A 25,797-nucleotide genomic window follows, 5' to 3' on the forward strand; every position below is an offset into this window, starting at 1 on the left:
GACATCATATTCGGCTCCTGCTGAACGAAACATGGGCGGCCACTGGCCGCCCATTTCATTTATGCATCTACGATGATGCGATCAGAATTCCGTCCAGTCTGCATCCTTGCTGGGCTCGGCGCTGCCGAAGGCGCTTGCGAGCTTCTGGCCAAGCGCACGCGCTGGCGAGGAGGATGGTCGCGAAACGCCGGGTGTCGCGACGCGGACCGGCGCCTTGCGGGTGACGACTGGCTGGGTGGCCGGCCGTGGAGCAGTGGCTACCTGAGCAGGCGCAGAGCGCGCGCTCGTCGGTACGAAGTTTGTTGCCATGCCACCGGTACCAGTCAGCTTGAACTGATCAAGCAGATTGCCGAGCGTTGCCGCTTCGGTCGCGAGCCTGTGGCTGGCAGCCGTGCTCTCTTCGACCATTGCGGCATTCTGCTGCGTGCCCTGATCCATGGTGTTGACGGCGGTGTTGATTTCCTGAAGGCCGGTCGATTGCTCGCGTGCGGCTTCCGCAATCGCGTTGACATGCTGGTTGATCTCCTGCACCTCGTGGACGATCTCGTCCAGCGCCTTGCCGGTTTCACCGACGAGCGAAACGCCGGATTGGACGTGGTCGCTTGAGGTCGTGATCAGTGACTTGATCTCCTTGGCGGCATTGGCCGAGCGCTGCGCCAGTTCACGCACTTCCTGCGCGACAACGGCAAAACCCTTGCCCGCCTCGCCGGCACGCGCGGCCTCGACCCCGGCGTTGAGCGCCAGCAGGTTCGTCTGGAAGGCGATGTCGTCGATGACACCGATGATATTGCCGATCTCGACAGAAGATTGCTCGATCTGCTGCATCGCATCGACCCCTTGCGCACGACATTGCCGGATTTCTCGGCGCCGTTCCGCGTCCTGGCGACCAGCGAGCGAGCTTCCTCTGCGCGCTTGGCAGCGTCCTTGACCGTCGTTGTGATCTCTTCCAGCGCAGCGGCGGTCTCCTCGACGGAGGCTGCCTGCTGTTCGGTGCGCTTGGCGAGTTCGTCGGCGGCCGCACGGATTTCGCTTGAGCCGGCCATGATCGCGCGGGCGTTGGTGCCAACGGTCTGCATGGTTTCGTTCAGCCTGTAGACCGAGTTGTTGAAGTCCTGACGCAGTGCGTCGAGATCGCCGACGAACGGCGTGTTGATCTGCGATGCGAGGTCGCCTGCGGCCAGGCGACGGAGACCATCGCCAAGGGCGCCAACGGCGCGCGACAGGTCAGCCGCTTCCGTGGCTTTTTGCGCCTCGCGCTCGCGCCGTTCGCTGTCGCCGAGATTGCGGTTTCGCTCTGCCTCGTTTTCGAGGCGGCCGCGTTCGATCGCATTGTCGCGGAATACGGCAACGGCTTCCGCCATCTGGCCGATTTCGTCGCGGCGATCGAGCCCGTCGATCGGGCTTGCCGTCTCGCCCTTGGCAAGACGCGTCATGCGTTCGCGCAGCTTCGCCATAGGCGAGGAGATGCCGGCCTGCGCGATCCATACGCTCAATCCGATCGCGCCGAGGACGGCGATGCCGATCAGCGCGAAACAGAGATCGATGCGTCCGTTGACGTTGGCCGAGAGTTCGTCGCCGCCATCGTTGAGAAGCGACATCAGCGCATCGTTGTTGGCGATCAGCTTCGGCGTTGCGAGATTGAGCTTGGCGTTCAGATCAGCGACGACAGCAAGTGCGCCCGGCTTGTCCTTTGCCTGCGCGAGCTGAGTGGCTTTGGCGGCCAGCGTCTCCATCTCGTCCACGCTTGCGATAAGCTCGTCGGTGGCCGGCTTGCGGCTCGGGACAAGCTGGGCGGACTGCTGCAGGCGCTCACGAGCCTGGGTGAACCTGTTCGGTGCTGCGAGGGCCGCGTTGAATTCCGGCGTGTCAGGCGTCAGGTTGACAATGAAGGTTGCCTGCAGCACGGCGGCATTGGCTGACGCGCTGGCGCGCGAAGCCTGCATGGCGGCGAGCGCTTCATGGTCGATGAAGGCGCTGTAGGCGGCGTCGGCGCCACGGAATTCGCTGACGGTATAGACGAGGCCGCCGATCGAGATCAGGCCAAGAAGTGCGACGACCGATATGATCTTGGTGCGGATTTTGAGATGTTTCAGCATGGAGATCCACTTGAGGTCCAGCGTTGCGCTGAACTGGCATTTTTGAAAACGAGAAGGGCGATCTGAAGGGGCAGGGAAATGCCTGGAGTGGCTCGACATGCGCATCATGCGTCGCGGTCAGAAAAGGGCCGGCGTCGTCGGTCTCGAATAGAGTCGATATTGCTTAATGCGGACCTAACGGCCGAGGGATGTCCAACGAAATTTTTAAGCGTTTCCGCTTTTGGCTGAATGGAACCGAGCGGGATGCAACTTGCCTTTTGTAACGGTCGGCAGGTGCGGCGTCTTGCTCCAGAAAAACGGCTTGAAGGGAAGCTCAAGGGCTGCGCGCCAGGCCGCAAGCGAGATCATCAGCCAGTAGACGGGAACCGCCAGCCAGCGCCGGCCGATCTGCTGTCGTTCATCCCGAAGCATCGCGCGCCGACCGAGCAGGTAGAACAGGCTGTAGCTCATTATCGTGTTGGCGATGTCGAGCGTGAAAAGAATTTGTTCGGTGCTGCCGGGTGGCGGAAAGCCGAGCAGCAGATAGGTGGCGGTTGTCATCAACAGGACGATGAGCCAAGGATGGGCGAGGGAGGAGATCAGCATCCCACCGATCAGCAACTGGAAAACGGTGAATGCCCGCGTCCCATCTCCTTCAGGAGCACGAGCGGCGAACGCATCATGACAAGCCAGGTCTGCAGCCAGCCCTTGAACCAGCGGGTCCGCTGGTTCAGCCAGACCTTCGCCGTCGTCGGCGCGTCTTCATACGTCGGGCAGTCGATGACGCCGCAGCGGTATCCGAGCCGGCAGAGCCGCATGCCGAGGTCAGCGTCCTCGGTGACGTTGTGCGGATCCCATCCGCCTGCTGCTTCAGCTCCGTGACGCGCAGATGGTTCGACGTGCCGCCAAGCGGCATCGGCAGGCGGTAGCTCGCCAGCATCGGCAGCAGCATGCGAAACAGCGCGGCATATTCGAGCGCGAAGGAGGCGGTGATCCAGGAGGCGCTTCCGTTGGTGGTCACAAGCGGCGCCTGCAGGCAGACGACGTCAGCGGACTTGCCACGAACTCGGCGTGTGCGGCGCGCAACTGATCCGGATGCGGTCTATCTTCCGCGTCGTAGATGACGAGAAACTCGCCGCGCACGGCGGCCAGAGCATAGTTGAGCGCCTTGGGCTTGGTGCGCGGCTGCATCGCCGGCACCTCGACGATTTCGAATTGCGGTCCGAGCTCCTCGGCCCGCAGGGCGGCAATGGTCGGGTGATCGTCGGCTTCGCAGATGAGCTTGATGTCGAGCTTTGAGGCCGGCCAGTTCAGCCGTTTGAGAGCCGCCACAAGCTGGCCGGCGACTTCGGCCTCCTTGTAGAGGGCAACGAGCACCGTATAGACCGGCAGTCGGTCGGTTGTCTGCGGTATGGCTGCCGATTTGCGCGTATGGCCAAGAGCGAGCGCACGCAGCAGAATTGCCCCCATGTAGATCATTGAGACGGTCAAGTGCACGATGAGCCCGGTCGCTACACCGGACGCAAAGGCGGCGGCTGCGGCACAGAGGCCGAGCCCTGCCAGAAAACCCTGCTTGCCTGAAAGCACGATCCGCGCGCTGAACCCGGCTCGTGTATCGAACAGGTGTCGGGCGCTCTCCTTGACGCGACGCTCGGCGCCGCAGCGCCAGACGGCCTGCCGCAGTGCCGAGGGTGTCGTGATGACGGTTCGCTCCGAGAGCGTCGGGCGGTCGCGCATGAATGCGGCGATCTCGTCGAGTTTCGAGATCTCGGGCACGATTGCCAGAACGGCGCCGCTGACATGGTTGAGCCTGACCATGCGCGCATCGATCAGCTGCGTGTCCAGCGTCTTGCTGTCGGCGATCAACGGAGCGTCGATGGCGGAAGAAACGAGAGCCTCAACGCTCGCGCCAAGCCGGCATAGTAACTGTCGGGATCGACCGTGCCGCTTGCAAGCAGTTCACGCTCTACGGTCGTACCATTGTTCCGAGCGGCGATCGCTGCGCGTGCGATGATCGGCTTCCCGATGCCGAACCTGAGCAGCGCATCGATTTCCACCTGGAACGAATCGAACGCCGCCCTTTGCGGAGCGGGCTGGTCGCGAGACGCTATAGCGATAGTGTGCGGCGCTGCCTGGTCGGCTTCCAGCCCACCCAGCGCATATTCCCCGATACGCATGACTCTGATACACCGTCGTTAGTTGTGGCAGTGCATGTTCATCCCCGAGGCGGATCATAATGGTGCGAAAAAACCGGCATCTCTCAATCTTAAGGGGTTTTTCTCTTATGGCTGTCAGTGGTTGCATTTCTCACCCCTAAAATGCTGCTTGCGCAGCAATCGGCGCCATCCTTGCCGCTCCTCTTTGATTCCAGGGAGCGATTGGCCAAGCCCGATCTGTCTGCGCTGGTACGCCTTCGCTTCCTGACCTCGGTCGATTTTCCGCCATTCAATTTCATGGATCAGAACGGCAAGCTCTCCGGCTTCAACGTCGATCTCGCTCGCGAGATCTGCGCCGAACTGGAGATTGCCGACAAGTGCCAGATCCAGGCTCTGCCGTTCGCGGACCTGAAGGACGCGCTCGCGGCTTCGCAGGGTGATGCCGTGATCGCGGGTGTTGCGGTCAGCGAGCAGCTGCGCAGTCAGTTTGCCTTTTCACGTCCGTACCTGATGCTGCCAGCTCGCTTTGCGCGCAATCTGAAGGCGCCGCTTCAGGGGGAAAGCGCCGCTGCCCTCGCGGACCGACCGGTTGGCGTCGTGAAGGCGACGGTTCACGAAGCGATGCTGGCTGCCTATTTCCCCAAGGTGAAGGCCGTGGCGTTTGACAGCAAGGAGGCGCTGCTCACCGCATTGAAGGATGGCAAGGTGGAGGCAGCCTTTGCAGATTCCCTGCAGCTTTCCTTCTGGGTGGCGTCGCAGGCCTCAGGCAATTGCTGCGCACTCTTCGATGGCCCCTACACCTCGGAACGCTTTCTCGGTGAGGGCATGACGATCATGCTGCGCCAGAAGGACGATGTCTTGCGAGCGGCCTTCGACCATGCGCTGGCCGCGTTGTCACGCAGCGGCCGTCTCCAGGAAATCTACCTGCGTTATTTCCCTTACGGCCTCTATTGAGCGGAAACGGCTGATCAGCCCTTGCGGAAGCGTGCGATCGCGCTGCGTTCGATGGCGGCGCAAGTGAGCTTGTCCAGACCGAAGCGATCGCGAAGCAGGCTGAGCAGGCGCAGTTCCTCGGCCTTGACGGAAAGATCTGCCGAAGCGACTTCCACGGCAAGCGCATAGGCCGTGTCGTAGAGGCGGACCGGCAGCGTGTCCTTGACGGTTTCGAGCACGATGTCGAGCCCCTCGGGTCCAGCGAGAAGGGCGGCGCAGTCGCGGGCCACCGAAATAAGCTTGTCGTCGTCGAAACCTCTGAAGACCGGCAGAAAGCCGATCAACTGGCCGATTCTTTCCATCTCGCGATCATTCATCGTGCTGTCGACGGCGGAGGCCATCACCATCACGTAGATCAGTGCGTCGTGGGGCGAAAGCGGCTTGTTCATGCGGGAAAGGTCCTCTCTGTTGGACACAGAGTTTAGGGAGTGGCCGGCGGCATTACAAGGGATCGGACGGCCCTTCCGGCAGTGGTTCCGTCGCTGGTGTCAGCGGATCGCCCTTGCGCGGATCATCGCCATAGATCCCTTTCTTCTCGTCCTTCGCAGTCTTTCCGATGTCCGCCAGGGACGAACCCTCCGACGGTGCGGCCCAGCCGTTTTCCACCAGCCATCGCGAAATGTCCTGCGCGCCGATCTTGCACGATGCGCTTGTTGTTCCGCTCCAGCTCGCGTTGTCGAGGTCGCAATGCACCGTGCGCAACCGCAGAAACAGCCGGAAATTGGTCTTCGCCAGCATGCCGCAAGGCCATTCTCCTCCGTCGGTGCCATTGCAGACCTTGTCTGAAGGTGTCGCTTCTATCCCCGCAAGCTGCAGACGACGGTCGCCGAAGCCGAGAATGCCGGCGCTCTCGGCAACGGGACGCGGTAGATCAACGCCGTTGTCCGCTTTCACTTTCGGCGTTTCCGGGATTGCCGCAGCCACGCGTTCCAACGGTTTTCCATCGACGCTGGCCGGGTAGAACTGGCTTGCGTCATCGATGGGCCGGGCGTTCATGCTGGCGGCGGGATCGGTGGTCGGGGCAGGCGCTGCTTCCATAAGCGGGGGTGAAGTTGCTTCATCGTCGGCCGCCGCCGTTTGCTGCGTATCGGTCCGCAGACGCTGGCCACCGGTGGCGATCAGTGCGACCACAATCCCGATCCCCGCAACAGACGTGAGTATTGTCGCAGGACGCATGGAAGATTTTCCTATTGGCTCGCCCAGATGATACGGGCAATCCAGTCTACGTCGGAAAGCTCGATCGTCCGGTTCGGATGCTCAGGGTTCAGCGACATCAGCTCTATCGAACGCGGGCTCTGGCGCAGCAGCACCTTCGCCATCACCTCGCCCTCACGCGTCTTGACGACGACGCGGTCGTTGCGGCGAACCTGGGCGCCTGGCTCGACGATCAGCACGTCACCGTCGCGATAAAGTGGCATCATGCTTTCGCCCTGGACTTCCAGCGCATAGACGCCAGCCTTCTGCGATGGCGCGGCGGGAAACTCGACGACATCCCAGCCCTGTCCGGCCGGAAAACCGCCGTCGTCGAAGAAGCCGCCGGCACCCGCCTGCGCAAAGCCGAGAAGGGGAATGGAGCTGCCCTGCGGCGGAAACGCACCCTCGGGGAGGGAGGAAAAGCCTTTGGCGGGCCGCATGAAGGTCAGAAACTGCTCCATGCTGGCGCCTGTCGCATCCAGTACCTTGGCAATTGATTCCGTTGATGGCCAACGAAGACGTCCATCGGCAGAAAGTCGCTTGGATTTGTTGAACGAGGTCGGGTCGAGGCCTGCACGTCGGGCAAGACCTGACGGCGTCAGGTCATGCCGTTCGGCAAGCCTGTCGATCGCTCCCCAGATCTGCTCGTGTGACAGCATGTTTCAATCCGTGCGCCTGCATGCGGAGATATTTCAATCCGCTGAAATATTAGCTGCAAGCTTTACGGGAGTAAAGAGACGAGAGGAATAAAATCCTCTTCCTCTCAGGCGACGAGCGCCATGTTGATCTTGCCGAGCTGGATCACGGCCTGTGTGCGGCTGTCGACATTCAGCTTGAGCAGGATGGCTGAGACATGCGCCTTGATCGTAGCCTCGGAAACACCGAGCTCATACGCGATCTGCTTGTTCAGCAAGCCTTCTGCCAGCATCGTCAGCACGCGGCTCTGCTGTGGCGTGAGCGTATGCAGCCGGTGGATCAGGTCGGCGACATCAGGATCCTGTTCCTGTCCGTCGCGATAGCTTTCGGGCGTGGCGATATCGCCGGCAAGAACCGTCTGGATGCCGTGGCGGATGTCCTCGATGCCAGATGATTTCGAGATGAACCCGGATGCGCCGAGTTCAAGGGCGCGACGGATGGTCGTCGCGTCGTCCGTTGCGGAAATGATGACGATCGGCAGGCCGGTAAACTCGGAGCGCAGCGCCATCAGGCCGGAAAAGCCGCTGACGCCGGGCATCGAAAGATCGAGCAGCATCAGCTCGGCGTCTGGATGTGTGCCGGCCGCCATTCGGGCAGCGGCGAAATCGCCGGCTTCGACGATATCAGGATGGCCTTCCATACCGATCACCGCCTGGCGAAGCGCATCCCGAAAAAGCGGGTGATCGTCGGCGATGATGATTGTCTGTTCCTGCATCGATCACTCCCTCCCAAGAGCTCGATTGCCCCGCATGGCGCGTACTCCCTATACGCTCCATGCCTCAATTCCGATCTGACTATATCAAATCAGGTCTTTTGCGGAAGGGCATTGCGTTGGTCTTCACTTTGGAATTCCTTCACTATCCCCATGAAGCTGCGCATCCAGCGCTCCATGATGCCGATCGAGCGGTCGATTTCGGCGTCCGAGGCAGCGCCTTGTTGACAATGCTCTTGTTCTCAAGCGCCGTGACGCGGGCCGAAAGCCGGTCGAGTTCCTGTTCGTAGGCAGCGCGCTCATCGGCGGCCATGCGGCAGACGAGCGCGCCGTCCTTCTCCTCGTAGAGCGACATCGCGCCTGTCTGCTTGTCGAGCCGCACGAAATGGTCGCCGCTACGCTCGAGTTGGAACCGCGACGTGTCCGCCTCGGCGGCATAAGCGCCGAGCGGCAGAAGAAGAATGAAAAGGCCGATTGCGATATTTCTCATGGTTTCCTCCGGAAATCTCGGTGGCTGCCGCATTTTTCGCGGCGAGGCGTGGACATCGCCGTCGCTTTGCGGCAAAGCCCGGAAAGACCAGCCATTCTGAGGCCATCATGACCCTGACACCCACGCTTTACAAGATCGTGACGGAAACGCTCTGGCAGGAGGCGAAGGCCGCCGGTGTTTTTCGCGGGGCTACGATCGACCTCACGGACGGCTATATCCACTTCTCGACAGCCACACAGGTCAAGCAGACGGCGGCGCTCTATTTCGCCGGCCAGACCGGGTTGATGCTCGTTGCCGTCGACAGCGGCAAGTTCGGCGACGAGCTCGTCTTCGAGCCATCGCGCGGCGGCGCTCTCTTCCCGCATCTCTATGCGGAGCTGCCACTGTCGGCCGTGCTGTGGGAGGCGCCGCTTCCCCTCGATGTCGCCGGCCAGCATATTTTTCCGGACCTTGCACCATGATCGATCTTTTCAAGCACGCCGCCCGCAAGGGTCTTTTTCTCTTCGACCCTGAAACCGCGCACGGCATGTCGATTGCCGCGCTGAAAACAGGTGCGGTGCCGGCCTGCCGGATCGCGCCGGATCCACGCCTGCGGCAGACCGTTGCCGGGCTCGATTTTATCAATCCGATTGGCATGGCAGCCGGCTACGACAAAAATGCTGAAGTTCCGGAAGCACTGCTGAGGATCGGTTTCGGCTTCACCGAGATCGGCACCGTGACGCCGAAGCCGCAGCCCGGCAATCCGCGTCCCCGCATCTTCAGACTGGTCGAGGATGAGGGCGTCATCAACCGCCTCGGCTTCAACAATGAAGGCCATGACGCTGCCTTGGCGCGGCTGTCGGGCATTCGCGGCAACGGCATGATCGGCGTGAACATCGGTGCCAACAAGGATAGCGAAGATCGCATCGGCGATTATGTCCTCGGCATCCGCCGCTTCTACTCCGTGGCGCGCTATTTCACCGCCAACATCTCGTCGCCAAACACGCCCGGCCTGCGCGATCTCCAGGCGCGCGAAAGCCTGGCAGCTCTCTTGTCGGCAGTGCTTGCCGCCCGCGACGCCGAAGCCGAGAAGGCAGGCAGAAAGATCCCGGTCTTCCTGAAGATCGCGCCCGATCTCACGGAAGAAGGCATGGACGACATCGCTGCCGAAGCGTTGTCGCACGCTCTGGATGGCCTGATCGTTTCGAACACCACGCTGTCGCGCGAGGGTCTAAGCGATCAGCGTCAGGCGAAGGAGGCGGGAGGACTGTCCGGCAAGCCGCTCTTCGACAAATCGACTGCTGTTCTCGCCAGAATGCGCAAGCGCGTCGGCAGTGCTATGCCGATCATCGGCGTCGGCGGCGTTTCATCAGCCGAAACGGCGCTGGAGAAGATCAAGGCCGGTGCCGATCTTGTGCAGCTCTATTCCTGCATGGTCTACGAAGGCCCGGGCCTGCCGGGAACGATCGTTCGCGGCCTCTCGAAGCTGCTTGATCGGGAGCAGGTCAAGTCAATCCGCGACCTCAGGGACACGAAGACGGACTACTGGGCGGCCCGGAACGTCTGATCTGCCCGCGGCCTGACGAGCATCGCCAGGAATACGCCGCGAAAAAGCAAAAAGCCGTTCATCGCCAGCCATAGGCCATGGTTACGAAACAGCGGCACGAAGACTGCGAGCGCGATCAGATAGGCGGCAAACGACATCAACATCCTATTGCGCATGTCGGTCGACCATGTGGCGCCGATGAACACGCCGTCCATCAGGAAGGCCAGCGCGCCCGTCAACCCGGTGACGGCGGCCCAGGGAAGATAGGCTTCGGCTGCCTGCTGGACTTCGGGCGACGTGGTGAGCACCGAAATCAGCCAGGGGCCAGCCAGCAGGAAGAATACGGAAATGATACCGGCAAGCCCGAAAGACCAGAGTGCCGTCAGCTTCAGCCCGCGGTCGAAGGCAGGGCGGTAGCGCGCCCCGATCGCCCGTCCGGTGATCTGCTCGGCGGCGTTGGCAAGGCCATCGAGATAATATCCTGACAGCAGGAAGAAGTTCATCAGCACCGCGTTGGCCGCCAGCGTCACCGCCCCGAAGCTTGTGCCGATCCGCGTCATCAGTGTGAATGCGGCTAGGAGCACGAACGTTCGGATCAGAATGTCGCGGTTCAGCGCGAAGAGTTCCGCCAGCCGGTGCCGTGAAAAGATCTCCGCGCGCGTTGGTCGCTCTGCACTGTCGAAACCGCTGAGAACGATGAGCAGGCCAACAACTGCCCCCGCCGTTTCGCCGACCATCGTGCTCCAGGCGACGCCAGCCACGCCCCAGTCGAGCCAGAGACCGAGCAAGATTGCCAGCACGATGTTGGTGCCGTTGATGATTGTTTGCAGCAGCAGGCCGACGCTCCCCTGGCCGCGTCCGAGCACGAAACCGAGGATCGCATAGTTGGCAAGTGCTGCCGGCCCGGCGAGAATGCGGATGGAAAAGTAGGTGCTGGTGGCCGCCGCAACGGCATTCTCCGGTCCCATCAGCTTCAATCCCGCCGCCAGAAGCAGCGGCGAAAGACAGAGAAGCGCTGCGCCGCAGCCGAGTGCCGAGATCAGCGCTCGCCAGAAGACGCCTTGCTGGGCATGTCGGTCATGCCGTCCGAACGCCTGAGCCGTCAGTCCGGTCGTGGAAGCGCGCAGGAAGTTGAAGCTGCCGAGGATAAGATCGAACAGCATGGCGCCGATCGCCAGTCCCGCCAAAGCGTCCGGCTGACCCATGTGGCCGACGACACCGGTGCCGACGAGGCCGAGCAGCGGCGTCGTGATGAAGCCGAGCGTCATTGGAATGGCGATCGACAGCACCAGCCGGTGCGTTACGTCGAATGCCAATCCGTTTTCGCGACTGCCGGTATCCATGCCTGCCTCTATTCAGATGAGGCAAGAATCGCCTCAGGTCGACAGTACCATTGCCCAGTAAGGCACGTTTCTGGAAGCCGGATTGTGCGCAACGGCAACGCCGATGCCGTTATACCTGCCGAGCATGTTTTCCAGATGATGCGGGGAGTTGATCCAAGCGGTCACAACGGCCGGGACCGACTGTTGACCGGCGGCGATATTCTCGGCGGCAGGCAGCCGGACGCCACTCGCCTTGACGCGCGGCCCGAAACCATCGGCGATGCCCATCACATGCTTCATCTTGCCCGCCGATGCCATACGCTTGGCCTGGAACAAGGCGGCAGCCGTGGCTGCCGGGTCGATCGAGAGCGGAGGCAGGCCATTCTTGGCGCGCAACTGGTTGACGAGCGGCAAGGCAGCAGCCGTCTGGTCCTCGCCATCGGAAGGCGTCGAGGGCTTTTGCGGCGCGGTCGCGCAGCTTGCAACGCCTGCGACAAGCGCAAGCCCGGAGACGCGTAGCAGACCGCGACGTGAGAGAATGAAAGAGGTCATGTTACCGGCGATAGCTGAAGAGACGGATGACGAGGAAGATCGGGATCACGACGGTGGCGCCGAGCAGCAGGTAGTCGCCGACGCGGCCGAGTGCGGAGAAGCCGCGATGCCAGACTTCCAGAATGAAATTGCGGACGCCGTAGACGAAATCGAGCGGTGCCCAACCGAAGACGGCCATGATGAAGCCGACGATCAGCGACACCACCAAAAGCTTGACCAACGTACGGCCGAGCGAGTCGCCGAGAAACTTGTTCACCTGATCGGACATGCACCATCTCCTGTTCATCCCTGAAATACGGGCGCGAATCGTCGCTCGCAAGCCTTTTTCAGGTCTGGCGCCTTCGCCTCTGAAATAGGACTTGAGTTTTTTTGTGGCCGCAGCCAAATGCGGGCCGATCCCAACAGGTCTTCACCATGCAGCCGAACCAGCTCACTTCAGGCGACGTCATCGCCGATCGCCGCGCCGACTATGCCAAGATGCTCGACGAAAGCGGTGAGCCGGATGCCGCCGCCGAACTCATGGAGCAGGCGCTGGAGCTCGTGCCGGGTTGGGCGGCCGGATGGTACCGGCTGGCAGCTTACCGCGAGAAGGCCGGCAACAAGATTGGCGCGATCGAGGCCTACAGGCAGACCCTGGCGGCAAGCCCGGACGATATCTTCGGCGCGGGGCTCAAGCTTGCGCTGCTTGGCGACATCGAGACGCCCGACCAGCCGCCGAGCAGCTATGTGGAGCGCCTGTTCGACGACTATGCGGATCGCTTCGAAACCTCGCTGGTCGAGAAGCTTGACTACAGCGTTCCGGCAAAGCTCGCCGCCCTCGTTGCGACGACCGGACGCGACTATGCTCTCGCCGTCGACCTCGGCTGCGGCACCGGCCTTATGGGACCAGAGATCCGCGACCACGTCGCGCGGCTCGAGGGTTTCGATCTGTCACAGAACATGCTCGCCAAAGCAGCCGAGAAGCATGTCTACGATCATCTGGCGCAGGCCGATCTCTCGCTGCCACCGGAAGCAACAGGCCTCTTTGCCGATGGCGCGCTGCATCGCGCCGATCTGGTCACGGCAGCCGACGTGCTGATGTATCTCGGCAATCTTGAAAGCGTCTTCGAGGCGGTCGCTGCGCTGACGGGACCGGGTGCCGATTTCGCCCTTTCCGTCGAGGATGCCGGCGGAGGAGAGGGCTTCCACCTCGCGCCGTCGCTGCGATATGCGCATTCGGAAACCTACGTAAGGGCCCTGTGCGACCGTCACGGTCTGGAAGTTGTCACCGTGAACAAAACGCCCATTCGCAAAGATGGCGCGAATGTCATTTCGGGCATTCTGTTCCTTACGCATAAGCCAGCGTAACGGAACGATTCTTGCGAAGTGATAATAGGTCAGCATTGCTTACGTATTTCGCTTGATTGCCCGGCGAAATCCCCTGATAATCTTTAGCAATTCGCCGCGTAGGATTGTCGCAAGAGCCTCAGCGGAATTCATTCTTCATCTACATTCCGCGTCGCTCGGGTTTCCCGGGCGTTCTTGAACTCGTCTGCCGTTTGGGGATCAACGACATGGCACAGCTCATCAATGCCCTTGGTTTCTGGAACACCAGCGCCACCCGCCATACGCCTGTCGAGGACGTACAGGGGATTTTCTCGGGCAGCCTGATTGCTGCGCTCGGGCTTTACATGCTGGCGAGCGCCGGGCTTCTGACCGGGAGCACCGCCGGCATCGCGTTCCTGCTCCACTATGCCTTTGGCCTGAATTTCGGCCTTGCTTTCTTCCTTCTCAACCTGCCGTTCTTCTATCTCTCCTGGAAGCGCCTCGGCGTGGCCTTTACGGTGAAGACCTTCATTGCCATCGGTCTCACCTCGCTGATGACGAACCTGCAGCCGAAGGTCATGGATATTTCCGCCATTCACCCGGCGTGGGCAGCGCTTCTTGGCGGCGTCTTGCTGGGCTTCGGCCTGCTGGCGCTCTACCGTCACCGCGCCAGCCTCGGCGGCGTCGGCATCCTCGGCATCTACATGCAGGAGCGGTTCGGCATCCGCGCCGGCCTGGTGCAGATGGCGATCGATCTCTGCGTCCTTGCCGCCGCCTTCTTCGTCACCACGCCGCCTGTCGTGTTCTATTCGGTTCTCGGCGCGGTGGTGCTGAACCTCTTCGTCGCCATCAATCACCGGGCAGACCGCTACATCGCGCTCTGAGACGCGCCGCAATCAGCCGACGAGATTGCCGAACCTGACGGAATAGATCCGGTCGCGCCCGAGCAGGTGCGCGATCAGCGCATTGTGGTCGAAGAGGCCCTTCATCGCCTTGTGGCGAAGATCGAGGCCACCGGTCATGACGCCGAATGCCGGCATCAGCAGTCGGGCGCCGTCGGTGGCAAAGCACGGGCGGCGGACGGATTTCTCACGACGACGAACGGTCGCGGCCGGATGCAGATGCCCGGCAATCTCGCCCTTCTGCAGGCCGCCTTTCGGTTCATGCCGGAAGGTCAGCCCGCCATAGTGCATTTCGTCGACGGAGGCGCCTGGCAGGTCGACCGTGCCGGCGGGATCATGGTTGCCGTTGATCCAGATCCATTCGCGGCCGCGCGCCATTTCCGCAATCAGGCTCCGGAATGCTTCTGGCAGGTGCGCCGAGCCGACGCGGTCGTGGAAGTTATCGCCGAGAGAGACCACCAGCTTCGGGTCGTAGCGGGTGATGACGGCCGAAAGCACGGTCAGCGTTGCGAGCGTATCGTAGGGCGGCAGCATCATGCCGCGACGGGCGAAGGCCGCACCTTTTTCCAGGTGCAGATCGGATACGACGAGAATGCCGGCATCGGGCATGTAGAGCGCGCCGAGCGGGTCGCAGACGGCAGCAACGCCATGCACGGCGGTCTCAACGCCAGGCAGCGTGGCCACTCCGTTCAATTCACGCGCAAGCGCCAGGCGGTTCATCAATCTCGTCGATCCTTGATCCTTAAGCGCTTCCTCAGGCAGCGCTCGTTATCGTGCGAGCCGGATAGCGATCCGGCATTATCTAGGCCAGTGCCTCGGCAATCAGATCATCCGCCGCTTCCGCCAGCACTGCGTCATGCGCTTCCCCATGCACCGGCTCTTTGCCGATCTCCAGCATGACCGGAACCGCCAGCGGCGAGATGTGGTCGAGCGCACGATGCGTGATGTGGCCCTTGATTCGCCTGAGCATATCGCCAAGCCGTGAAATATCCAAAAGCCCGGTCGCCGCATCCTGCCGTGTCGCCTGCAGCAGGATGTGATCCGGCTCGTGGGTTCGAAGCACATCGTAGATCAGATCGGCCGACACCGTGACCTGTCGCCCGGTCTTTTCCTTGCCCGGGTGACGGCGCTCGATCAAGCCTGCAATCACGGCGCAATTGCGGAAGGTGCGCTTCAAGAGAAAGGATTCGTCGAGCCAGCTTTCGAGATCGTCGCCCAGCATGTCCTCATCGAAGAGATCGGCGAGGCTGAGCCGGCCGTTCTGGATCATCAGCCCCATGTCTTCGAAGCCCCAGATGCCGAGCGAATAATCCGTCGCGACGAAGCCGAGCGGCTTGGCGCCGGCCCGCTCGAGCCGCCGCGTCAGCAGCATGCCGAGCGTTTGGTGCGCCAGCCGCCCTTCGAAGGGATAGACGACCATGTAGCAGCGGCTGCCGCGCGGGAAGGTTTCGATCAGCAGTTCGTCGCGCTTCGGCAACATCGACTTCTCGTTCTGGATCGCCAGCCAGTCGCGCACCTGATCCGGCAGATGGTGCCAGCGATCAGGATCGGCGATCATCGAACGCACCTGATCGGCCAGATAGGTGGAGAGCGGAAACTTGCCGCCGGCGTAGGAGGGGATCTTCGGGTCCATCGAGAAGGCTTGCGAAGCCAGCGCCTCGTTCTCGCGGATGCCCTCGAAGCGGAGCACCTTGCCGGCGAAAATGAAGGTGTCGCCGGGCGACAGCTGCTCGAAGAAATACTCCTCCATCTTGCCGAGCGTCGCACCACCGCGACCGATCCGGCCGCCTTCGCCGCGCTTGACCATGCGCAGGTTGAGCATCGGGCTTTCAACGATGGTGCCGAGATTCAGCCGGTATTGCTGCGCCACCTGCGGGTTGGAAACGCGCCAGCGTCCCTCCTTGGTCTTGCGAATGCGGGCGTAGCGCTCATAGGTGCGCAGCGCATAGCCGCCCGTCGCAACGAAATCGACGACGCGCTCGAAGGTCTCCCAGGAGATATCCGCATATGGCGAGGCGCTGGTGATCTCATCGTAGAGCTCCAGCATGTCGAATGGCTCGGCGCAGGCCATGCCGAGCACATGCTGTGCCAGTGCATCGAGCGCACCCTTGCCGACGGGCGGCGTGTCCTGCGCGCCGATATAGTTCGCGTCGAGCGCGGCCTGGCATTCCATCACCTCGAAGCGGTTGGCCGGCACGAGGATCGCCTTCGAGGGCTCATCCATGCGGTGATTGGCGCGGCCGATGCGCTGGGCAAGCCGCGACGCACCCTTTGGCGCACCCACATGGACGACGAGATCGACATCGCCCCAGTCGATGCCGAGGTCAAGCGTCGAGGTAGCAACGACCGCCCGCAGCCGGTTTGCCGCCATCGCGGCCTCCACCTTGCGGCGCTGCCCGACATCGAGCGAACCGTGATGCAGCGCGATCGGCAGGTTCTCCTCATTCACCGTCCAGAGCTCCTGGAACAGCATCTCGGCCTGCGACCGGGTGTTGACGAAGAGCAGTGTCGTCTGGTGCTCAAGCAGCTGCTTGTAGACGTCGGGGATCGCATATTTCGCCGAATGACCGGACCAGGGGATGCGCTCCTCGGTCGAGAGGATCGAAATATCGGGCTTGGCGCCGCCTTCGACGATGACCAATCCGGCGTGATGGTCCTCGCCTTCCCGTTGCGCGACCAGCCATTTCTGCAGGTCCATCGGGTCGGAGACGGTGGCCGAAAGGCCAATCGTCTGCAGGGCGGGCGCCAGCCGGCGCAGGCGGGCAAGGCCGAGCGAGAGCATGTGGCCACGCTTCGAGGCAACGAGCGAATGTAACTCATCGAAAACGATGTACTTGAGATCCTTGAAGAAACGCTCGGCCTCGTTGTTGGCGAGCAGCAACGCCACCTGTTCCGGAGTCGTCAGCAGAATGTCCGGCGGGTTCAGCTTCTGGCGCTGGCGCTTGGCAACGGGCGTGTCGCCGGTGCGGTTCTCGACCGTGACAGGCAGCCCCATTTCCTCCACCGGCTTCATCAGGTTGCGTTCGATGTCGACGGCGAGCGCCTTCAGCGGCGAGATGTAGAGCGTGTGGATACCGGTAAACGCCGAGCCGGGCGGGATCTTGCCGCGGCGGGTCAGATCGGTCAGCGACGGCAGGAAGCCGGCGAGCGTCTTGCCGGCGCCGGTTGGCGCGATCAGCAGCGTGCTGTCGCCAGCCTCTGCGCGTGCCAGCAATTCCAGCTGATGGGCACGCGGGCGCCATCCCTTGTCCGCGAACCAGCGGGTGAAAGGCGGGGGCAGGGCAATGCGGGCTTCGGATTCGATCTGGTCCACGGGGCTAAAGGTAGTGCACCGATAGCCGAAATAGAATGGCGTAGCCGCGCGCTACAGGAAACGATGCGGATGGAAGGGCTTGGGATCGGCGAACGTTTCGTTGCCGGCCATCTGCTCTGCCAGTAAGCGACCGCTGGCCGGACCGAGCGTCAGGCCGTGATGCGCGTGGCCGAAATTGAACCAGAGGCCGCGATGGCGTGGCGCCGGACCGATCACCGGCCGCATATCGGGCAGGCACGGCCGCAGGCCGAGCCACGGCGTCGCTTCCACCGGCTCGCCGAGCGGGAAGAGTGCACGGGCATGTTTCTCGTCGCGGCGGAGCTGGATGGTGTTCGGGGGCGCATCGGGCGCGGCAAATTCGATGCCCGTCGTCAGCCGGATGCCATTGGCCATCGGCGCCAGCACGTAGCCGGCTTCCTCGTCGACGACGGAATGGCCAAGCGGCTGGCCCTCACTTTGTGCATAGTGTCGGTGGTAGCCGCGCTTGACCGCCAGCGGCAGCGGATAACCGAGCTTGCGGAAGATCAGCCCGGATTGCGGACCGAGGGCGACGACGACCTCGCCGGCCTCGATAGTCTCGCCTTCAACTGTTGTGATCGACCAACCGTTCTTCTCCTCGCGCAGAGCGGAGGCATTGGCCCGGACGATCTTGCCGCCGGTAGTCGTGAAGAGTTCCGCATAGGCTGCCGTCAGCGCTTGTGGGTCGGTCACCGTCTTCGGGTCGAGCCAGTGGACGCCGCCAGCGATGCTGTTGCCGCTTGTGGCAAAGGCGGGCTCCAGCGCCAGAAACTCGCTGGCGTCGAGAATGCGGATTGCCAGACCATGGGTAGACAGGCTCTCGGCTTCTGCACGGGCAGCCTCGAAACGGCGCGGGTTCTTGTAGAACGACATCCAGCCGCGCTCGCGGATGAGGTCGGAGGCGCCGGCGCGGCCAATCAGCTTGTCGTGCTCGGTGACACTGGCTTCGATCAACGGCAACAGCGCCCGTGTCGCCTTTTCCAGATTGGTCGGCGACGAATGCCACCAGTAGCGCGCCAGCCATTTGGCGATGTGCGGCAGGTAGGCCGGGTCATAACGGACATCCGACGAATTGTTCAGCGCATATTTGACAATGGCGCCGAGCTGTCGCGGAAACGCGTAGGGAACGACGGAGGAGCGCTCGATCAGCCCGGCATTGCCGTAGCTGGTGCCGCCGCCCGGCTCGCCGCGATCGGCAAGCACGACGGACCGGCCGCGATCCTGCAAATGAATGGCCGCACTGACGCCGACAATGCCGGCACCGAGAACGAGGATGTCTGTTTTCATCAGATGAACTTGATCAAAGGGCGCGGAGGCTTTTGGCCTCCGCGCGATTGGATCGACAAGCGATCAGTAGATGTTAAAGGGGAAATACTTCTTGGTGATCTCCTGGTACTTCCCGTTGGCGACGAGTGCGTCGATCGCCTTGTTGAAGCGCTCCTTCAGCTCGGTCTCGCCCTGGCGGATGCCGATGCCGGCCTGCGTTTCCGTGCCCGGCACGTCGCCGAGCAGCTTGCAGCAATCCTTGCCGGCCTTGTTCAGCCAGTCGACGACAACGAACTTGTCGGAGATCAGCGCGTCCATGCGGCCGTTCTGCAGGTCGGCCACAGCCTCGTCCTGCGTCGGGTACATCTTCGCTTCAGCGCCGCCCTTGGCGTAAACGTCGTTGAGGTAGTCGGCCTGCGTGGTCGAGGCCTGCGCGCCCACAACCTTGCCCTTCATGTCCTCGACGCTGACGCCCTTCAGCGGACTGTCCTTCGGTACGGCGACGGCGAGCGGCGTCGTGTAGTACTTGTTGGTGAAGTCGATCTGCTTCTTGCGCTCTTCGGTGATGCTCATCGAGGCGACGATGGCGTCATACTTCTTGGCCAGAAGACCGGGGATGATGCCGTCCCAGTCCTGCGCGACGATCGTACACTTGGCCTTCATTTCCTCGCAAAGCGCGTTGGCCATGTCGACGTCGAGTCCCTTCAGGCTGCCGTCGGATTCGACGTAGTTGAAGGGAGGGTATGCACCCTCCGTTGCGATGCGGATCGTATCTTCGGCGGATGCGAGGTGCGTCGCTGCAAGCAAGGCAGCGGCCGCCAGGAAAATCGTCTTTCTCATTGCTGTTCCCTTATTGGAATTGTTTTTGCCCAACGGTGCCGACTTTAGCGAATCCTTATCGCTTAACAACCCCCGTGCGAGTGCGGGATCGTTCGTATCCGCCAGCCCCGGAAAACGTTCTTGACATCGTCGATAATCACGGATAAATTTTATCCACGATTAAAGGAGATGGTCCGATGAAACTCGGTGACGGGGTAGAGCAGGCGATACACAGCGTTGCGATGCTCGCCGGCCTTTCGGAAGGCGGCGTTCTCTCCGCCGCGGCTCTGGCGGAGTTTCACGGGGTCTCGACGAGTTATCTCCTGAAGCATCTGCAGGCGCTCTCCGGCGCCGGCATCGTCAACACGGTGCCTGGGCCGAAAGGCGGGTATCGCCTTGCGAGATCGGCCGAGGACATCAGCCTTCTCGACATCGTGCTCGCGGTCGAAGGACCGGAGCCCGCGTTCCGCTGCAGCGAGATCCGTCAGCGCGGACCGAACCAGTTGCCGGGCCGCTATTTCACCAAACCATGCCAAGTCAGCGCGGCGATGCTGCGAGCCGAGCGCGTCTATCGTGCCGAACTCGCCAAGACCAGCATCGCCGACATCCTGGCGCAGCTCACTGCTGAAGACGACGGCGGTATCGCCGCCCGCGGCTGCGCCTTCCTCGAAATCAATGAACGCAGAACGGCTCGTTGAGCCCCTGAAAACCAGAAGGAGAATGAATCATGCAAGCACGTTTCAACTTCGCCAAGGCATCGCCGGACGCTTACAAGGCCGTCGCAGCACTGGAGCAATATGTTCAAGAGTCGGGCCTCGAGCGCCGCTTCATCCACTTGATCAAGCTGCGTGCCTCGCAGATCAATGGCTGCGCCTACTGCGTCGACATGCACGTCAAGGAATCCCGGCACGACGGCCTTAGCGAACAGTGGATCAACCTGATGTGCGTCTGGCGTGAATCGCCTGTTTATGACGCCAAGGAACGCGCGCTGCTCGGCTGGGTCGATTCCGTCACCCGCATCGCCGAAACCGGCGCACCGGATGCCGATTTCGAAGCCCTGAAGGCGCACTTCACGGAAGAAGAGATCACCAAGATCACCGTCGCGATCGGCACCATCAACATCTGGAACCGGCTTGCTGTCGGCTTCCGCACCCAGCACCCGATCGATAAGGCCGCACAGGCTGCCTGATCGACATTGCACGAGCTCGACCGGCGCGATGTCGGTCGAGCAGGCAGGGGTGCGTTAGTTGCACCCCTGAAGCTGTTGCTGGTAGTTGGCCGCCATGCTTGCAAATCGCTGTGCGGTCTTCTGCAGCTGCGCGTTCGAGCGCCAGTCGCCGCGCATATAACCCTTCGGTCCTGAGTAATAGGCCAGATAGAGGCTGTAGGCATCGTTCAGCTGTATGCCGGTGACCTGGCTGTTCTGCGAATGATACCAGCCGATGAAATCGATCGCGTCGGCGAAGTTTGTCCGCCGTGCCGCCCAGTTGCCGGTTGCCGACTGGTAGTGATCCCAGGTGCCGTTCAGCGCCTGCGAATAGCCGTAGGCTGTCGACTGCCGCGTCCAGGGAATGAAGCCGAAGAGCTTTGTGCGCGGTGGCCGGGCGTTGGGTTGGAATCCCGATTCCACGTACATGGTTGCCATGAGGATCGGCACCGGAACGCCGTACTTCCGCTCTGACTTTTCAGCGGCACGCTGCCAGCTGGTGAAAAGGCCGTCGCGCTGTTCGAATACGGCGCAGATGTTGCGGGTCTGGCGGGGAGCCGTGGCGCAGCTGGCAAGGAGCCCCAATAGCACAAGCGCCAGGAGGGTACGGATACGCATTACAGGAAACCTCTCATGTCTGAGAGATTACTAACTGGTAAATCTTAATGGGCGGTTTTTAGATAAAGGCGAAGCTGTGTTCATGCAGCGGCAAGAGTCCGGCGGGCCGACAACACGCCGGCCCGAGCCAATGAAATCACGCCGAGTCCGCGACCGGCTCGTAGCGCAGAATGACGGCGCCTTTGGCGGTCACCGAAGACTCGAGCAGACGAAGCGGGCATGGCTTTGAGGCGGGCTTGAAGTGTGGATTGCCACCGCCGAGGATAACCGGTACGAGGCAAACCCGGATCTCGTCGACGAGACCTTCCTTGAGGAGCGAATCCGCAAGTTCGGCGCTGCCGAAGATGAAGATGGTCTTTCCGTCTTCCGCTTTCAATTTCCGGAGTTCCGACACCGGATCACGGACGACGCGCGAATTGTTCCAGTCGGCCTTCTCGATCGTGCGGGAGACGGCGAGCTTCGCGATGCTATTCATGAACGACTTGATCGTCTCTTCTTCCTCGGCGGTCTGCCAATAGGCAGCCATGCCCTCGTAGGTCTTTCGTCCGAAAACGAGCAGATCGCCTTCTTCGCCAAGTTGCTCCGAGTAACGTTCGAGTTCCGGACCCCAGGCAAGATTGTGGAAGTCGATGTCCCACGGCTTCGTCCCTTCGAAATAGCCGTCGAGCGTCATCAGATTCCAGACCACAAGCTTTCGCATCTCCGTCTCCTCCAAACTGATTGCGTTTTGCAAGCAGTTGAAAGCTAGTTTGACTGATGGCAAAATGCAAGCAGTTTTGGAGATGCAATGGACGAGCTTCACCGATCGGGCTGCCCCATCAATCTGACGCTGGAGATATTGGGCGACCGATGGAGCCTGATCGTGATCCGCGACATCATGTTTGGCAACCGTCGCCATTTCCGCGAGCTGCTGCAGAATTCGCAGGAACGAATTGCGTCCAACATCCTTGCTGATCGCTTGCGGCGTCTGGTCGACCGCGGCCTGCTGACCCGCGAGGACGACCCGACCCATAAGCAGAAGGCGATCTACAGCCTGACCGACATGGCGATCGACCTCGTTCCACTGTTTGCGCAGATGGGGGCTTGGGGGCGCAAGCATCTGCCGGTATCCGAGGAGCTGTCGATCCGCGCCGAGCTGCTGGAGAAGGGCGGTCAGACACTCTGGAACGATTTCATGGAGGAGCTGCGGGCCAAACATCTCGGCAAGCAGCTTTCGCCGGGCACACCATCGGTCCTGGCCGGCTTGACGAAGGCCTATCTCGACGTGTTGGCGAAAAAGGCCGGTTGCTCAGTCCTTGCGGAAGATGACGCTGGCGCTCCAGCCGGTCACCAGGGCCAGAAACACGGCGAAAACGCCGTATGAGATCGGCCGCTCGTGCGCGGCATCCGTGATCATCTGTTCGATCCCGGTCTTGATGACGCGTAGCGGCACCGATTTGTCGGTCACGAACTTCCCGCTCTTGAAGAGATAGGCGCGCACCGTATGGACACCGTTCGGGATGTTGGCGGGCAAACGCAGGCTCGCCTTGAAAAGGTTGGAGCTGACGAAGCGCACGCCGCTCGGATCGCGGTCGTAGAGTCCGCCTTTTTCCTGCAGCCGCCGGAACGCTTGCCGGAATTCACCGAGGTTGCTGGCATTGCCGACAAATCCGACCGGCGACAGCGGGATGTGGTCGATGCCGATCCCCTGTTCCGTCAAGTCGAGCGGGGTGGTGATGTCATCGAGCATCCGTGAGCTCGACATCGAATAGGAATGCGGAACGGCTTCGAAGGTCATCGACCGGGTATTGATCCAGATGCCGAAGACCCGCTCTTTCCGGCGCACGGTGGCATTCTCGCGCGGGCCCTCGAGGACCACCACCACGTCATACTGACCGATCGCCAGCAACAGGCTGTCGGTGTTGGTCACCGCGCCGAAGATCGTAAGGTCGGCGCCATGGAAATCCGAAGTGATGGCGATTTCGCTGGTCGACGTGCCGATCTCCAGCCCTTCGGCTGTTAACGCCTGCGTCGCCTGTCCGGGAAGAAGAATCTGCGCGGCGGCGATGCCGGGCAGCAGCAACAGCAGCAGAGCGGCGGCGAGAAGGCGCATCAGTTCCCGCCTCCCATCACGACGGAATAGATGTCGGCCGGCGTTACGACGAGAGCAACGGCAAGACGAAGGCCGACGGCAAGGACAAGGAGGCCGAGCAGGGCGCGCAGTTGCTCACCGCGCAGCTTCTGGCCGACCCGCACGCCGTATTGCGCCCCGATCACGCCGGCGATCATCAGAATGAGCGCGAGCACGATGTCGACGGAAAAGTTTGTCGCGGCCTGGACGACCGTGGTGTAGGCGGTGACGAAAATGATCTGGAAGAGAGACGTGCCGACCACGACGTTGGTCGGAATCCGCAGCAGATAGATCATCGCGGGAACCATGATGAAGCCGCCGCCGACGCCCATGACCGAGGTGAGGATGCCGATCGCAAAGCCCAGCGCCACGATCGGTATGACGCTCAGGAAGATCTTCGACTTCTTGAAGCGCATCTTCAGCGGCAGACGGTGAACCCAGTGATGGTGTCCGGGCTTGCGCGCGGCCGGCGGGATGTTCTTTGCCGAGCGGCGCATCGCGTTGACGCTCTCGAGCAGCATCAGTGCACCGACGGTGCCGAGGAAAACGACGTAGAGCAGCGAGATGAAGAGGTCGAGCTGGCCGATCCGCCGCAAGAGCGAGAAGATCCAGATGCCCACGGTAGCCCCCGTCAGACCGCCGACAAGCAGGACGGCGCCGAGCTTGACGTCAAGCGTTCCTCGCCGGAAGTGCGTGATCGCGCCTGATATGGAGGACGCGACGACTTGGTTTGCCCCGGTGGCAACCGCGACGACGGGAGGGATGTTGTAGAAGATCAGGAGTGGCGTGATCAGGAAGCCGCCGCCGACGCCGAACATGCCGGACAAGAAGCCCACCGCGGCGCCCATGCCGAGAATGATGAAGATGTTCACCGACAATTCTGCGATGGGCAGATAGATTGTCACAGCCGACCCCGATCCCTGATCTGCCCGATCGGCAGACGCGCTCCCGTATTCCCTTCGAAAGAGGCATCATACGGCGAAATCGTTGCCATAGGCTTTCGATCAGCGACATGCGCTCCCCTCATATGTGAAGAATTCTGAATAATCAGGCTTTTTTAGGTTTTTAAGACAGGCTGGAGAAGCTTGCGGCACCCGTTGAATGCCGTGGGCTTCGGTCTTAGATTGCCCCGGATTTCGAACCGATTTGGGGGTAGCGTGAAGGCAGGCGCACGAATTCTATTCATGGCGCTTCTATGCGTATTCGGGCCTGCAACGGCATCGGCGCAATGGCAGCCGTCGGAGGAGGTCCGAACCTATTCGATCTCGGGCAAGACCGGAGCCGAACTATACGGCTCGATCGGGGAACGAGGGCCTGAGGTCGGCGGCCGGGTTCGCACCATCGCGCACACGACGTTCCGATTGACCTGGCAACGGAAATACGAGCCGCGCGATGGCGCCTGCGTGCTTGCCTCCGCCAAGCCGAAGCTGGTGCTGATCTACACGCTGCCGAAACCCTCGACGTCGCTTTCCCCGGCCGTGAAGGCTAGTTGGGACACTTTTCTGAATGGCGTGCGCAAACACGAGAAGGTTCACGGCACGATCATCACCGAGATGGTCCATGACATAGAAGCGATGAGCGTGGGGTTCTCCGCGCCTGATGATCCCGATTGCCGCAAGATCCGTGTCGAGCTCACGAAACGATTGGGTGAACTCTCCGACAGGCAACGTGAACGCGGCCGCGAATTCGACCGCGTCGAGATGGGGCAGGGCGGAAACATCCAGGCCCTGATCCTGGATCTCGTGAACGGCCCCTGAAGCCCGTCCGCCGAACGATCAGCCGGCGGCGCCCGCAAGCGGTGCCACGTGCGGCCAGACCTCGATCGCACCACGATAGATCATGTGGAGCGCGACGTAGAGGATGATCGCCAGACCCACATAGGCGACCCAGTGGTAGCGATTGAGCAGCCGCGCGATGAAGTTCGCCGCGACCCCCATCATGGCGATCGACAGGATAAGGCCGATGACGAGCACCGTCGGATGCTCGCGCGCGGCACCGGCAACGGCAAGCACGTTGTCGAGCGACATCGAGACGTCGGCGATGACGATCTGCGTGGCAGCCTGAAAGAAGGTCTTGCGCGGCGCCTGGCTCGCGTCGCCGACATCCGCATCGTCGTTGCCGCCGGCCCGTAGCTCGCGCCACATCTTCCAGCAGACCCAGAGAAGCAGAATGCCGCCGGCAAGCAAAAGGCCGATGATGTCGAGCAGTTGCACGGTGACGCTGGCAAGGGCGATACGCAGCACGGTCGCGGCGAGAATGCCGACGAGAATGGCTTTACGCCGTTGGTCGGGCGCAAGCCCGGCTGCGGCAAGCCCGATCACGACTGCGTTGTCGCCGGCTAGAACCAGGTCGATCAAGATGACCTGTAGAAGCGCCAGCAAACCGGCGGACGTGAAAATTTCCATCATGCGACAATCCCTTGCTTCACGCGAAGCGCCTCCCCGGCGTAACCCACGCATAGAGGATCGCTCCGGCGGGGATCAAGTAGGGGCATCGATGGCATCGACAAGATTGCGGTGCCAAC

The 25,797-nt window shown here is 61.9% G+C and carries 30 protein-coding genes and 2 pseudogenes; 9 read left to right on the forward strand and 23 right to left on the reverse strand.

Annotation, left to right across the window (positions count from 1 at the left end; all coding sequences use genetic code 11):
* Nucleotides 1–81: 81 nt before the first annotated feature.
* The 6 genes and pseudogenes from FZ934_RS27940 to FZ934_RS27960 form a co-directional block, all read right to left on the reverse strand.
* A pseudogene (locus tag FZ934_RS27940) lies at nt 82–2,096 on the reverse strand (methyl-accepting chemotaxis protein).
* A 204-nt stretch (nt 2,097–2,300) separates the two neighbouring features.
* Complete coding sequence (locus tag FZ934_RS27945) at nt 2,301–2,681, reverse strand: hypothetical protein (protein WP_246737817.1); 381 nt, start codon at nt 2,679–2,681, stop codon at nt 2,301–2,303.
* An 8-nt stretch (nt 2,682–2,689) separates the two neighbouring features.
* Nucleotides 2,690–2,893: a glycosyltransferase family 2 protein gene (locus FZ934_RS28485; protein ID WP_348649074.1), complete on the reverse strand. Its 204-nt coding sequence runs from the start codon at nt 2,891–2,893 to the stop codon at nt 2,690–2,692.
* Nucleotides 2,806–3,096 carry a hypothetical protein gene (locus FZ934_RS28490; RefSeq protein WP_348649090.1) on the reverse strand — a complete coding sequence of 97 codons (291 nt, stop codon included), beginning with the start codon at nt 3,094–3,096 and terminating at the stop codon, nt 2,806–2,808. The genes FZ934_RS28485 and FZ934_RS28490 overlap by 88 nt, the downstream gene beginning before the upstream one ends.
* Nucleotides 3,093–3,941 carry a glycosyltransferase gene (locus tag FZ934_RS27955; RefSeq protein ID WP_246737818.1) on the reverse strand — a complete coding sequence of 283 codons (849 nt, stop codon included), beginning with the start codon at nt 3,939–3,941 and terminating at the stop codon, nt 3,093–3,095. Before FZ934_RS27955 ends, FZ934_RS28490 begins: the two co-directional genes overlap by 4 nt.
* A complete protein-coding gene (locus tag FZ934_RS27960) occupies nt 3,938–4,252 on the reverse strand; it encodes a hypothetical protein (RefSeq protein WP_246737819.1) in 315 nt (104 codons plus the stop codon). Before FZ934_RS27960 ends, FZ934_RS27955 begins: the two co-directional genes overlap by 4 nt.
* A gap of 141 nt (nt 4,253–4,393) precedes the next feature.
* Between FZ934_RS27960 and FZ934_RS00015 the strand changes: the two genes are divergently transcribed.
* Complete coding sequence (locus FZ934_RS00015; protein ID WP_153272321.1) at nt 4,394–5,185, forward strand: transporter substrate-binding domain-containing protein; 792 nt, start codon at nt 4,394–4,396, stop codon at nt 5,183–5,185.
* 14 nt (nt 5,186–5,199) lie between these two features.
* Here the strand turns inward: FZ934_RS00015 and FZ934_RS00020 are convergent, their stop codons facing one another.
* The 5 genes and pseudogenes from FZ934_RS00020 to FZ934_RS00040 form a co-directional block, all read right to left on the reverse strand.
* Complete coding sequence (locus FZ934_RS00020) at nt 5,200–5,613, reverse strand: tellurite resistance TerB family protein (RefSeq protein WP_153269385.1); 414 nt, start codon at nt 5,611–5,613, stop codon at nt 5,200–5,202.
* A gap of 52 nt (nt 5,614–5,665) precedes the next feature.
* Nucleotides 5,666–6,400, reverse strand: a complete 735-nt coding sequence (locus FZ934_RS00025; protein ID WP_153269386.1) for a thermonuclease family protein — start codon at nt 6,398–6,400, stop codon at nt 5,666–5,668.
* A gap of 11 nt (nt 6,401–6,411) precedes the next feature.
* Nucleotides 6,412–7,077: a S24 family peptidase gene (locus FZ934_RS00030; RefSeq protein ID WP_153269387.1), complete on the reverse strand. Its 666-nt coding sequence runs from the start codon at nt 7,075–7,077 to the stop codon at nt 6,412–6,414.
* Nucleotides 7,078–7,181: 104 nt separating this feature from the next.
* Nucleotides 7,182–7,829 carry a response regulator gene (locus FZ934_RS00035; protein WP_153269388.1) on the reverse strand — a complete coding sequence of 216 codons (648 nt, stop codon included), beginning with the start codon at nt 7,827–7,829 and terminating at the stop codon, nt 7,182–7,184.
* 89 nt (nt 7,830–7,918) lie between these two features.
* Nucleotides 7,919–8,316: pseudogene (locus FZ934_RS00040) on the reverse strand (hypothetical protein).
* Between the two features lie 107 nt (nt 8,317–8,423).
* Here FZ934_RS00040 and FZ934_RS00045 point away from each other — a divergent pair.
* Nucleotides 8,424–8,777, forward strand: a complete 354-nt coding sequence (locus FZ934_RS00045) for a DUF952 domain-containing protein (RefSeq protein ID WP_153269389.1) — start codon at nt 8,424–8,426, stop codon at nt 8,775–8,777.
* The gene (locus FZ934_RS00050) at nt 8,774–9,862 is read left to right on the forward strand and encodes a quinone-dependent dihydroorotate dehydrogenase (RefSeq protein ID WP_153269390.1); all 1,089 of its coding nucleotides are present in this window, start codon (nt 8,774–8,776) and stop codon (nt 9,860–9,862) included. The genes FZ934_RS00045 and FZ934_RS00050 overlap by 4 nt, the downstream gene beginning before the upstream one ends.
* On the opposite strand, the gene FZ934_RS00055 is transcribed toward FZ934_RS00050, so the two are convergent.
* The 3 genes from FZ934_RS00055 to FZ934_RS00065 are packed head-to-tail and all read right to left on the reverse strand — an operon-like array spanning nt 9,838 to nt 11,983.
* Nucleotides 9,838–11,184: an MATE family efflux transporter gene (locus FZ934_RS00055; protein ID WP_153269391.1), complete on the reverse strand. Its 1,347-nt coding sequence runs from the start codon at nt 11,182–11,184 to the stop codon at nt 9,838–9,840. The two genes, FZ934_RS00050 and FZ934_RS00055, sit on opposite strands and share 25 nt — an antisense overlap.
* 33 nt (nt 11,185–11,217) lie before the next feature.
* On the reverse strand, nt 11,218–11,715 hold the full coding sequence (locus FZ934_RS00060) for a CAP domain-containing protein (protein WP_153269392.1): 498 nt from the start codon (nt 11,713–11,715) through the stop codon (nt 11,218–11,220).
* A 1-nt stretch (nt 11,716) separates the two neighbouring features.
* Nucleotides 11,717–11,983, reverse strand: a complete 267-nt coding sequence (locus FZ934_RS00065; RefSeq protein ID WP_113364311.1) for a DUF6460 domain-containing protein — start codon at nt 11,981–11,983, stop codon at nt 11,717–11,719.
* A 146-nt stretch (nt 11,984–12,129) separates the two neighbouring features.
* Between FZ934_RS00065 and FZ934_RS00070 the strand changes: the two genes are divergently transcribed.
* Both FZ934_RS00070 and FZ934_RS00075 read left to right on the forward strand, forming a co-directional pair.
* Nucleotides 12,130–13,062, forward strand: a complete 933-nt coding sequence (locus tag FZ934_RS00070; RefSeq protein ID WP_153269393.1) for a methyltransferase — start codon at nt 12,130–12,132, stop codon at nt 13,060–13,062.
* 206 nt (nt 13,063–13,268) lie between these two features.
* Nucleotides 13,269–13,904 (forward strand): YitT family protein, encoded by a 636-nt coding sequence (locus FZ934_RS00075; RefSeq protein WP_113364341.1) that lies wholly within the window; start codon nt 13,269–13,271, stop codon nt 13,902–13,904.
* 12 nt (nt 13,905–13,916) lie between these two features.
* Here the strand turns inward: FZ934_RS00075 and pdeM are convergent, their stop codons facing one another.
* The 4 genes from pdeM to FZ934_RS00095 all read right to left on the reverse strand — a co-directional run bounded on the left by pdeM (nt 13,917) and on the right by FZ934_RS00095 (nt 19,359).
* Nucleotides 13,917–14,642: a ligase-associated DNA damage response endonuclease PdeM gene (gene pdeM, locus FZ934_RS00080; protein ID WP_153272322.1), complete on the reverse strand. Its 726-nt coding sequence runs from the start codon at nt 14,640–14,642 to the stop codon at nt 13,917–13,919.
* An 82-nt stretch (nt 14,643–14,724) separates the two neighbouring features.
* Nucleotides 14,725–17,235 (reverse strand): ligase-associated DNA damage response DEXH box helicase, encoded by a 2,511-nt coding sequence (locus FZ934_RS00085; protein ID WP_153269394.1) that lies wholly within the window; start codon nt 17,233–17,235, stop codon nt 14,725–14,727.
* Nucleotides 17,236–17,286: 51 nt separating this feature from the next.
* Nucleotides 17,287–18,540 carry an NAD(P)/FAD-dependent oxidoreductase gene (locus tag FZ934_RS00090; RefSeq protein WP_153269395.1) on the reverse strand — a complete coding sequence of 418 codons (1,254 nt, stop codon included), beginning with the start codon at nt 18,538–18,540 and terminating at the stop codon, nt 17,287–17,289.
* Between the two features lie 63 nt (nt 18,541–18,603).
* Complete coding sequence (locus FZ934_RS00095; RefSeq protein ID WP_153269396.1) at nt 18,604–19,359, reverse strand: ABC transporter substrate-binding protein; 756 nt, start codon at nt 19,357–19,359, stop codon at nt 18,604–18,606.
* Nucleotides 19,360–19,535: 176 nt separating this feature from the next.
* Between FZ934_RS00095 and FZ934_RS00100 the strand changes: the two genes are divergently transcribed.
* Both FZ934_RS00100 and FZ934_RS00105 read left to right on the forward strand, forming a co-directional pair.
* Complete coding sequence (locus FZ934_RS00100) at nt 19,536–20,036, forward strand: RrF2 family transcriptional regulator (protein ID WP_153269397.1); 501 nt, start codon at nt 19,536–19,538, stop codon at nt 20,034–20,036.
* Between the two features lie 29 nt (nt 20,037–20,065).
* Nucleotides 20,066–20,527 carry a carboxymuconolactone decarboxylase family protein gene (locus tag FZ934_RS00105; RefSeq protein WP_153269398.1) on the forward strand — a complete coding sequence of 154 codons (462 nt, stop codon included), beginning with the start codon at nt 20,066–20,068 and terminating at the stop codon, nt 20,525–20,527.
* 54 nt (nt 20,528–20,581) lie between these two features.
* Here the strand turns inward: FZ934_RS00105 and FZ934_RS00110 are convergent, their stop codons facing one another.
* Both FZ934_RS00110 and FZ934_RS00115 read right to left on the reverse strand, forming a co-directional pair.
* On the reverse strand, nt 20,582–21,163 hold the full coding sequence (locus tag FZ934_RS00110) for a transglycosylase SLT domain-containing protein (RefSeq protein WP_153269399.1): 582 nt from the start codon (nt 21,161–21,163) through the stop codon (nt 20,582–20,584).
* Nucleotides 21,164–21,299: 136 nt separating this feature from the next.
* Nucleotides 21,300–21,863: a dihydrofolate reductase family protein gene (locus tag FZ934_RS00115; protein ID WP_153269400.1), complete on the reverse strand. Its 564-nt coding sequence runs from the start codon at nt 21,861–21,863 to the stop codon at nt 21,300–21,302.
* 87 nt (nt 21,864–21,950) lie between these two features.
* Between FZ934_RS00115 and FZ934_RS00120 the strand changes: the two genes are divergently transcribed.
* Nucleotides 21,951–22,526, forward strand: coding sequence for a winged helix-turn-helix transcriptional regulator (locus tag FZ934_RS00120; RefSeq protein WP_153269401.1), 576 nt, complete (start codon nt 21,951–21,953; stop codon nt 22,524–22,526).
* Here FZ934_RS00120 and FZ934_RS00125 read toward each other — a convergent pair.
* Nucleotides 22,452–23,255: a TIGR02186 family protein gene (locus FZ934_RS00125; protein ID WP_153269402.1), complete on the reverse strand. Its 804-nt coding sequence runs from the start codon at nt 23,253–23,255 to the stop codon at nt 22,452–22,454. The genes FZ934_RS00120 and FZ934_RS00125 overlap by 75 nt on opposite strands.
* Complete coding sequence (locus tag FZ934_RS00130) at nt 23,255–24,178, reverse strand: sulfite exporter TauE/SafE family protein (protein WP_153269403.1); 924 nt, start codon at nt 24,176–24,178, stop codon at nt 23,255–23,257. Before FZ934_RS00130 ends, FZ934_RS00125 begins: the two co-directional genes overlap by 1 nt.
* A 279-nt stretch (nt 24,179–24,457) precedes the next feature.
* Between FZ934_RS00130 and FZ934_RS00135 the strand changes: the two genes are divergently transcribed.
* Nucleotides 24,458–25,030, forward strand: coding sequence for a DUF922 domain-containing Zn-dependent protease (locus FZ934_RS00135; RefSeq protein ID WP_153269404.1), 573 nt, complete (start codon nt 24,458–24,460; stop codon nt 25,028–25,030).
* Nucleotides 25,031–25,048: 18 nt separating this feature from the next.
* Here the strand turns inward: FZ934_RS00135 and FZ934_RS00140 are convergent, their stop codons facing one another.
* The gene (locus FZ934_RS00140; RefSeq protein ID WP_153272323.1) at nt 25,049–25,678 is read right to left on the reverse strand and encodes a TerC family protein; all 630 of its coding nucleotides are present in this window, start codon (nt 25,676–25,678) and stop codon (nt 25,049–25,051) included.
* Between the last annotated feature and the right edge of the window lie 119 nt (nt 25,679–25,797).

It is taken from the genome of Rhizobium grahamii (assembly GCF_009498215.1).
In the GTDB taxonomy this organism is placed as follows: Bacteria; Pseudomonadota; Alphaproteobacteria; order Rhizobiales; family Rhizobiaceae; genus Rhizobium; species Rhizobium grahamii_A.

Coding starts and splice junctions, on each gene's coding strand:
- FZ934_RS27945 (WP_246737817.1), bottom strand. CDS start 2,681: ATGCTGATCTCCTCCCTCGCCCATCCTTGGCTCATCGTCCTGTTGATG.
- FZ934_RS28485 (WP_348649074.1), bottom strand. CDS start 2,893: ATGCGGCTCTGCCGGCTCGGATACCGCTGCGGCGTCATCGACTGCCCG.
- FZ934_RS27960 (WP_246737819.1), bottom strand. CDS start 4,252: ATGCGTATCGGGGAATATGCGCTGGGTGGGCTGGAAGCCGACCAGGCA.
- FZ934_RS00015 (WP_153272321.1), top strand. CDS start 4,394: ATGCTGCTTGCGCAGCAATCGGCGCCATCCTTGCCGCTCCTCTTTGAT.
- FZ934_RS00020 (WP_153269385.1), bottom strand. CDS start 5,613: ATGAACAAGCCGCTTTCGCCCCACGACGCACTGATCTACGTGATGGTG.
- FZ934_RS00025 (WP_153269386.1), bottom strand. CDS start 6,400: ATGCGTCCTGCGACAATACTCACGTCTGTTGCGGGGATCGGGATTGTG.
- FZ934_RS00030 (WP_153269387.1), bottom strand. CDS start 7,077: ATGCTGTCACACGAGCAGATCTGGGGAGCGATCGACAGGCTTGCCGAA.
- FZ934_RS00035 (WP_153269388.1), bottom strand. CDS start 7,829: ATGCAGGAACAGACAATCATCATCGCCGACGATCACCCGCTTTTTCGG.
- FZ934_RS00045 (WP_153269389.1), top strand. CDS start 8,424: ATGACCCTGACACCCACGCTTTACAAGATCGTGACGGAAACGCTCTGG.
- FZ934_RS00050 (WP_153269390.1), top strand. CDS start 8,774: ATGATCGATCTTTTCAAGCACGCCGCCCGCAAGGGTCTTTTTCTCTTC.
- FZ934_RS00055 (WP_153269391.1), bottom strand. CDS start 11,184: ATGGATACCGGCAGTCGCGAAAACGGATTGGCATTCGACGTAACGCAC.
- FZ934_RS00060 (WP_153269392.1), bottom strand. CDS start 11,715: ATGACCTCTTTCATTCTCTCACGTCGCGGTCTGCTACGCGTCTCCGGG.
- FZ934_RS00065 (WP_113364311.1), bottom strand. CDS start 11,983: ATGTCCGATCAGGTGAACAAGTTTCTCGGCGACTCGCTCGGCCGTACG.
- FZ934_RS00070 (WP_153269393.1), top strand. CDS start 12,130: ATGCAGCCGAACCAGCTCACTTCAGGCGACGTCATCGCCGATCGCCGC.
- FZ934_RS00075 (WP_113364341.1), top strand. CDS start 13,269: ATGGCACAGCTCATCAATGCCCTTGGTTTCTGGAACACCAGCGCCACC.
- pdeM (WP_153272322.1), bottom strand. CDS start 14,642: ATGAACCGCCTGGCGCTTGCGCGTGAATTGAACGGAGTGGCCACGCTG.
- FZ934_RS00090 (WP_153269395.1), bottom strand. CDS start 18,540: ATGAAAACAGACATCCTCGTTCTCGGTGCCGGCATTGTCGGCGTCAGT.
- FZ934_RS00095 (WP_153269396.1), bottom strand. CDS start 19,359: ATGAGAAAGACGATTTTCCTGGCGGCCGCTGCCTTGCTTGCAGCGACG.
- FZ934_RS00100 (WP_153269397.1), top strand. CDS start 19,536: ATGAAACTCGGTGACGGGGTAGAGCAGGCGATACACAGCGTTGCGATG.
- FZ934_RS00105 (WP_153269398.1), top strand. CDS start 20,066: ATGCAAGCACGTTTCAACTTCGCCAAGGCATCGCCGGACGCTTACAAG.
- FZ934_RS00110 (WP_153269399.1), bottom strand. CDS start 21,163: ATGCGTATCCGTACCCTCCTGGCGCTTGTGCTATTGGGGCTCCTTGCC.
- FZ934_RS00115 (WP_153269400.1), bottom strand. CDS start 21,863: ATGCGAAAGCTTGTGGTCTGGAATCTGATGACGCTCGACGGCTATTTC.
- FZ934_RS00120 (WP_153269401.1), top strand. CDS start 21,951: ATGGACGAGCTTCACCGATCGGGCTGCCCCATCAATCTGACGCTGGAG.
- FZ934_RS00125 (WP_153269402.1), bottom strand. CDS start 23,255: ATGCGCCTTCTCGCCGCCGCTCTGCTGCTGTTGCTGCTGCCCGGCATC.
- FZ934_RS00135 (WP_153269404.1), top strand. CDS start 24,458: ATGGCGCTTCTATGCGTATTCGGGCCTGCAACGGCATCGGCGCAATGG.
- FZ934_RS00140 (WP_153272323.1), bottom strand. CDS start 25,678: ATGGAAATTTTCACGTCCGCCGGTTTGCTGGCGCTTCTACAGGTCATC.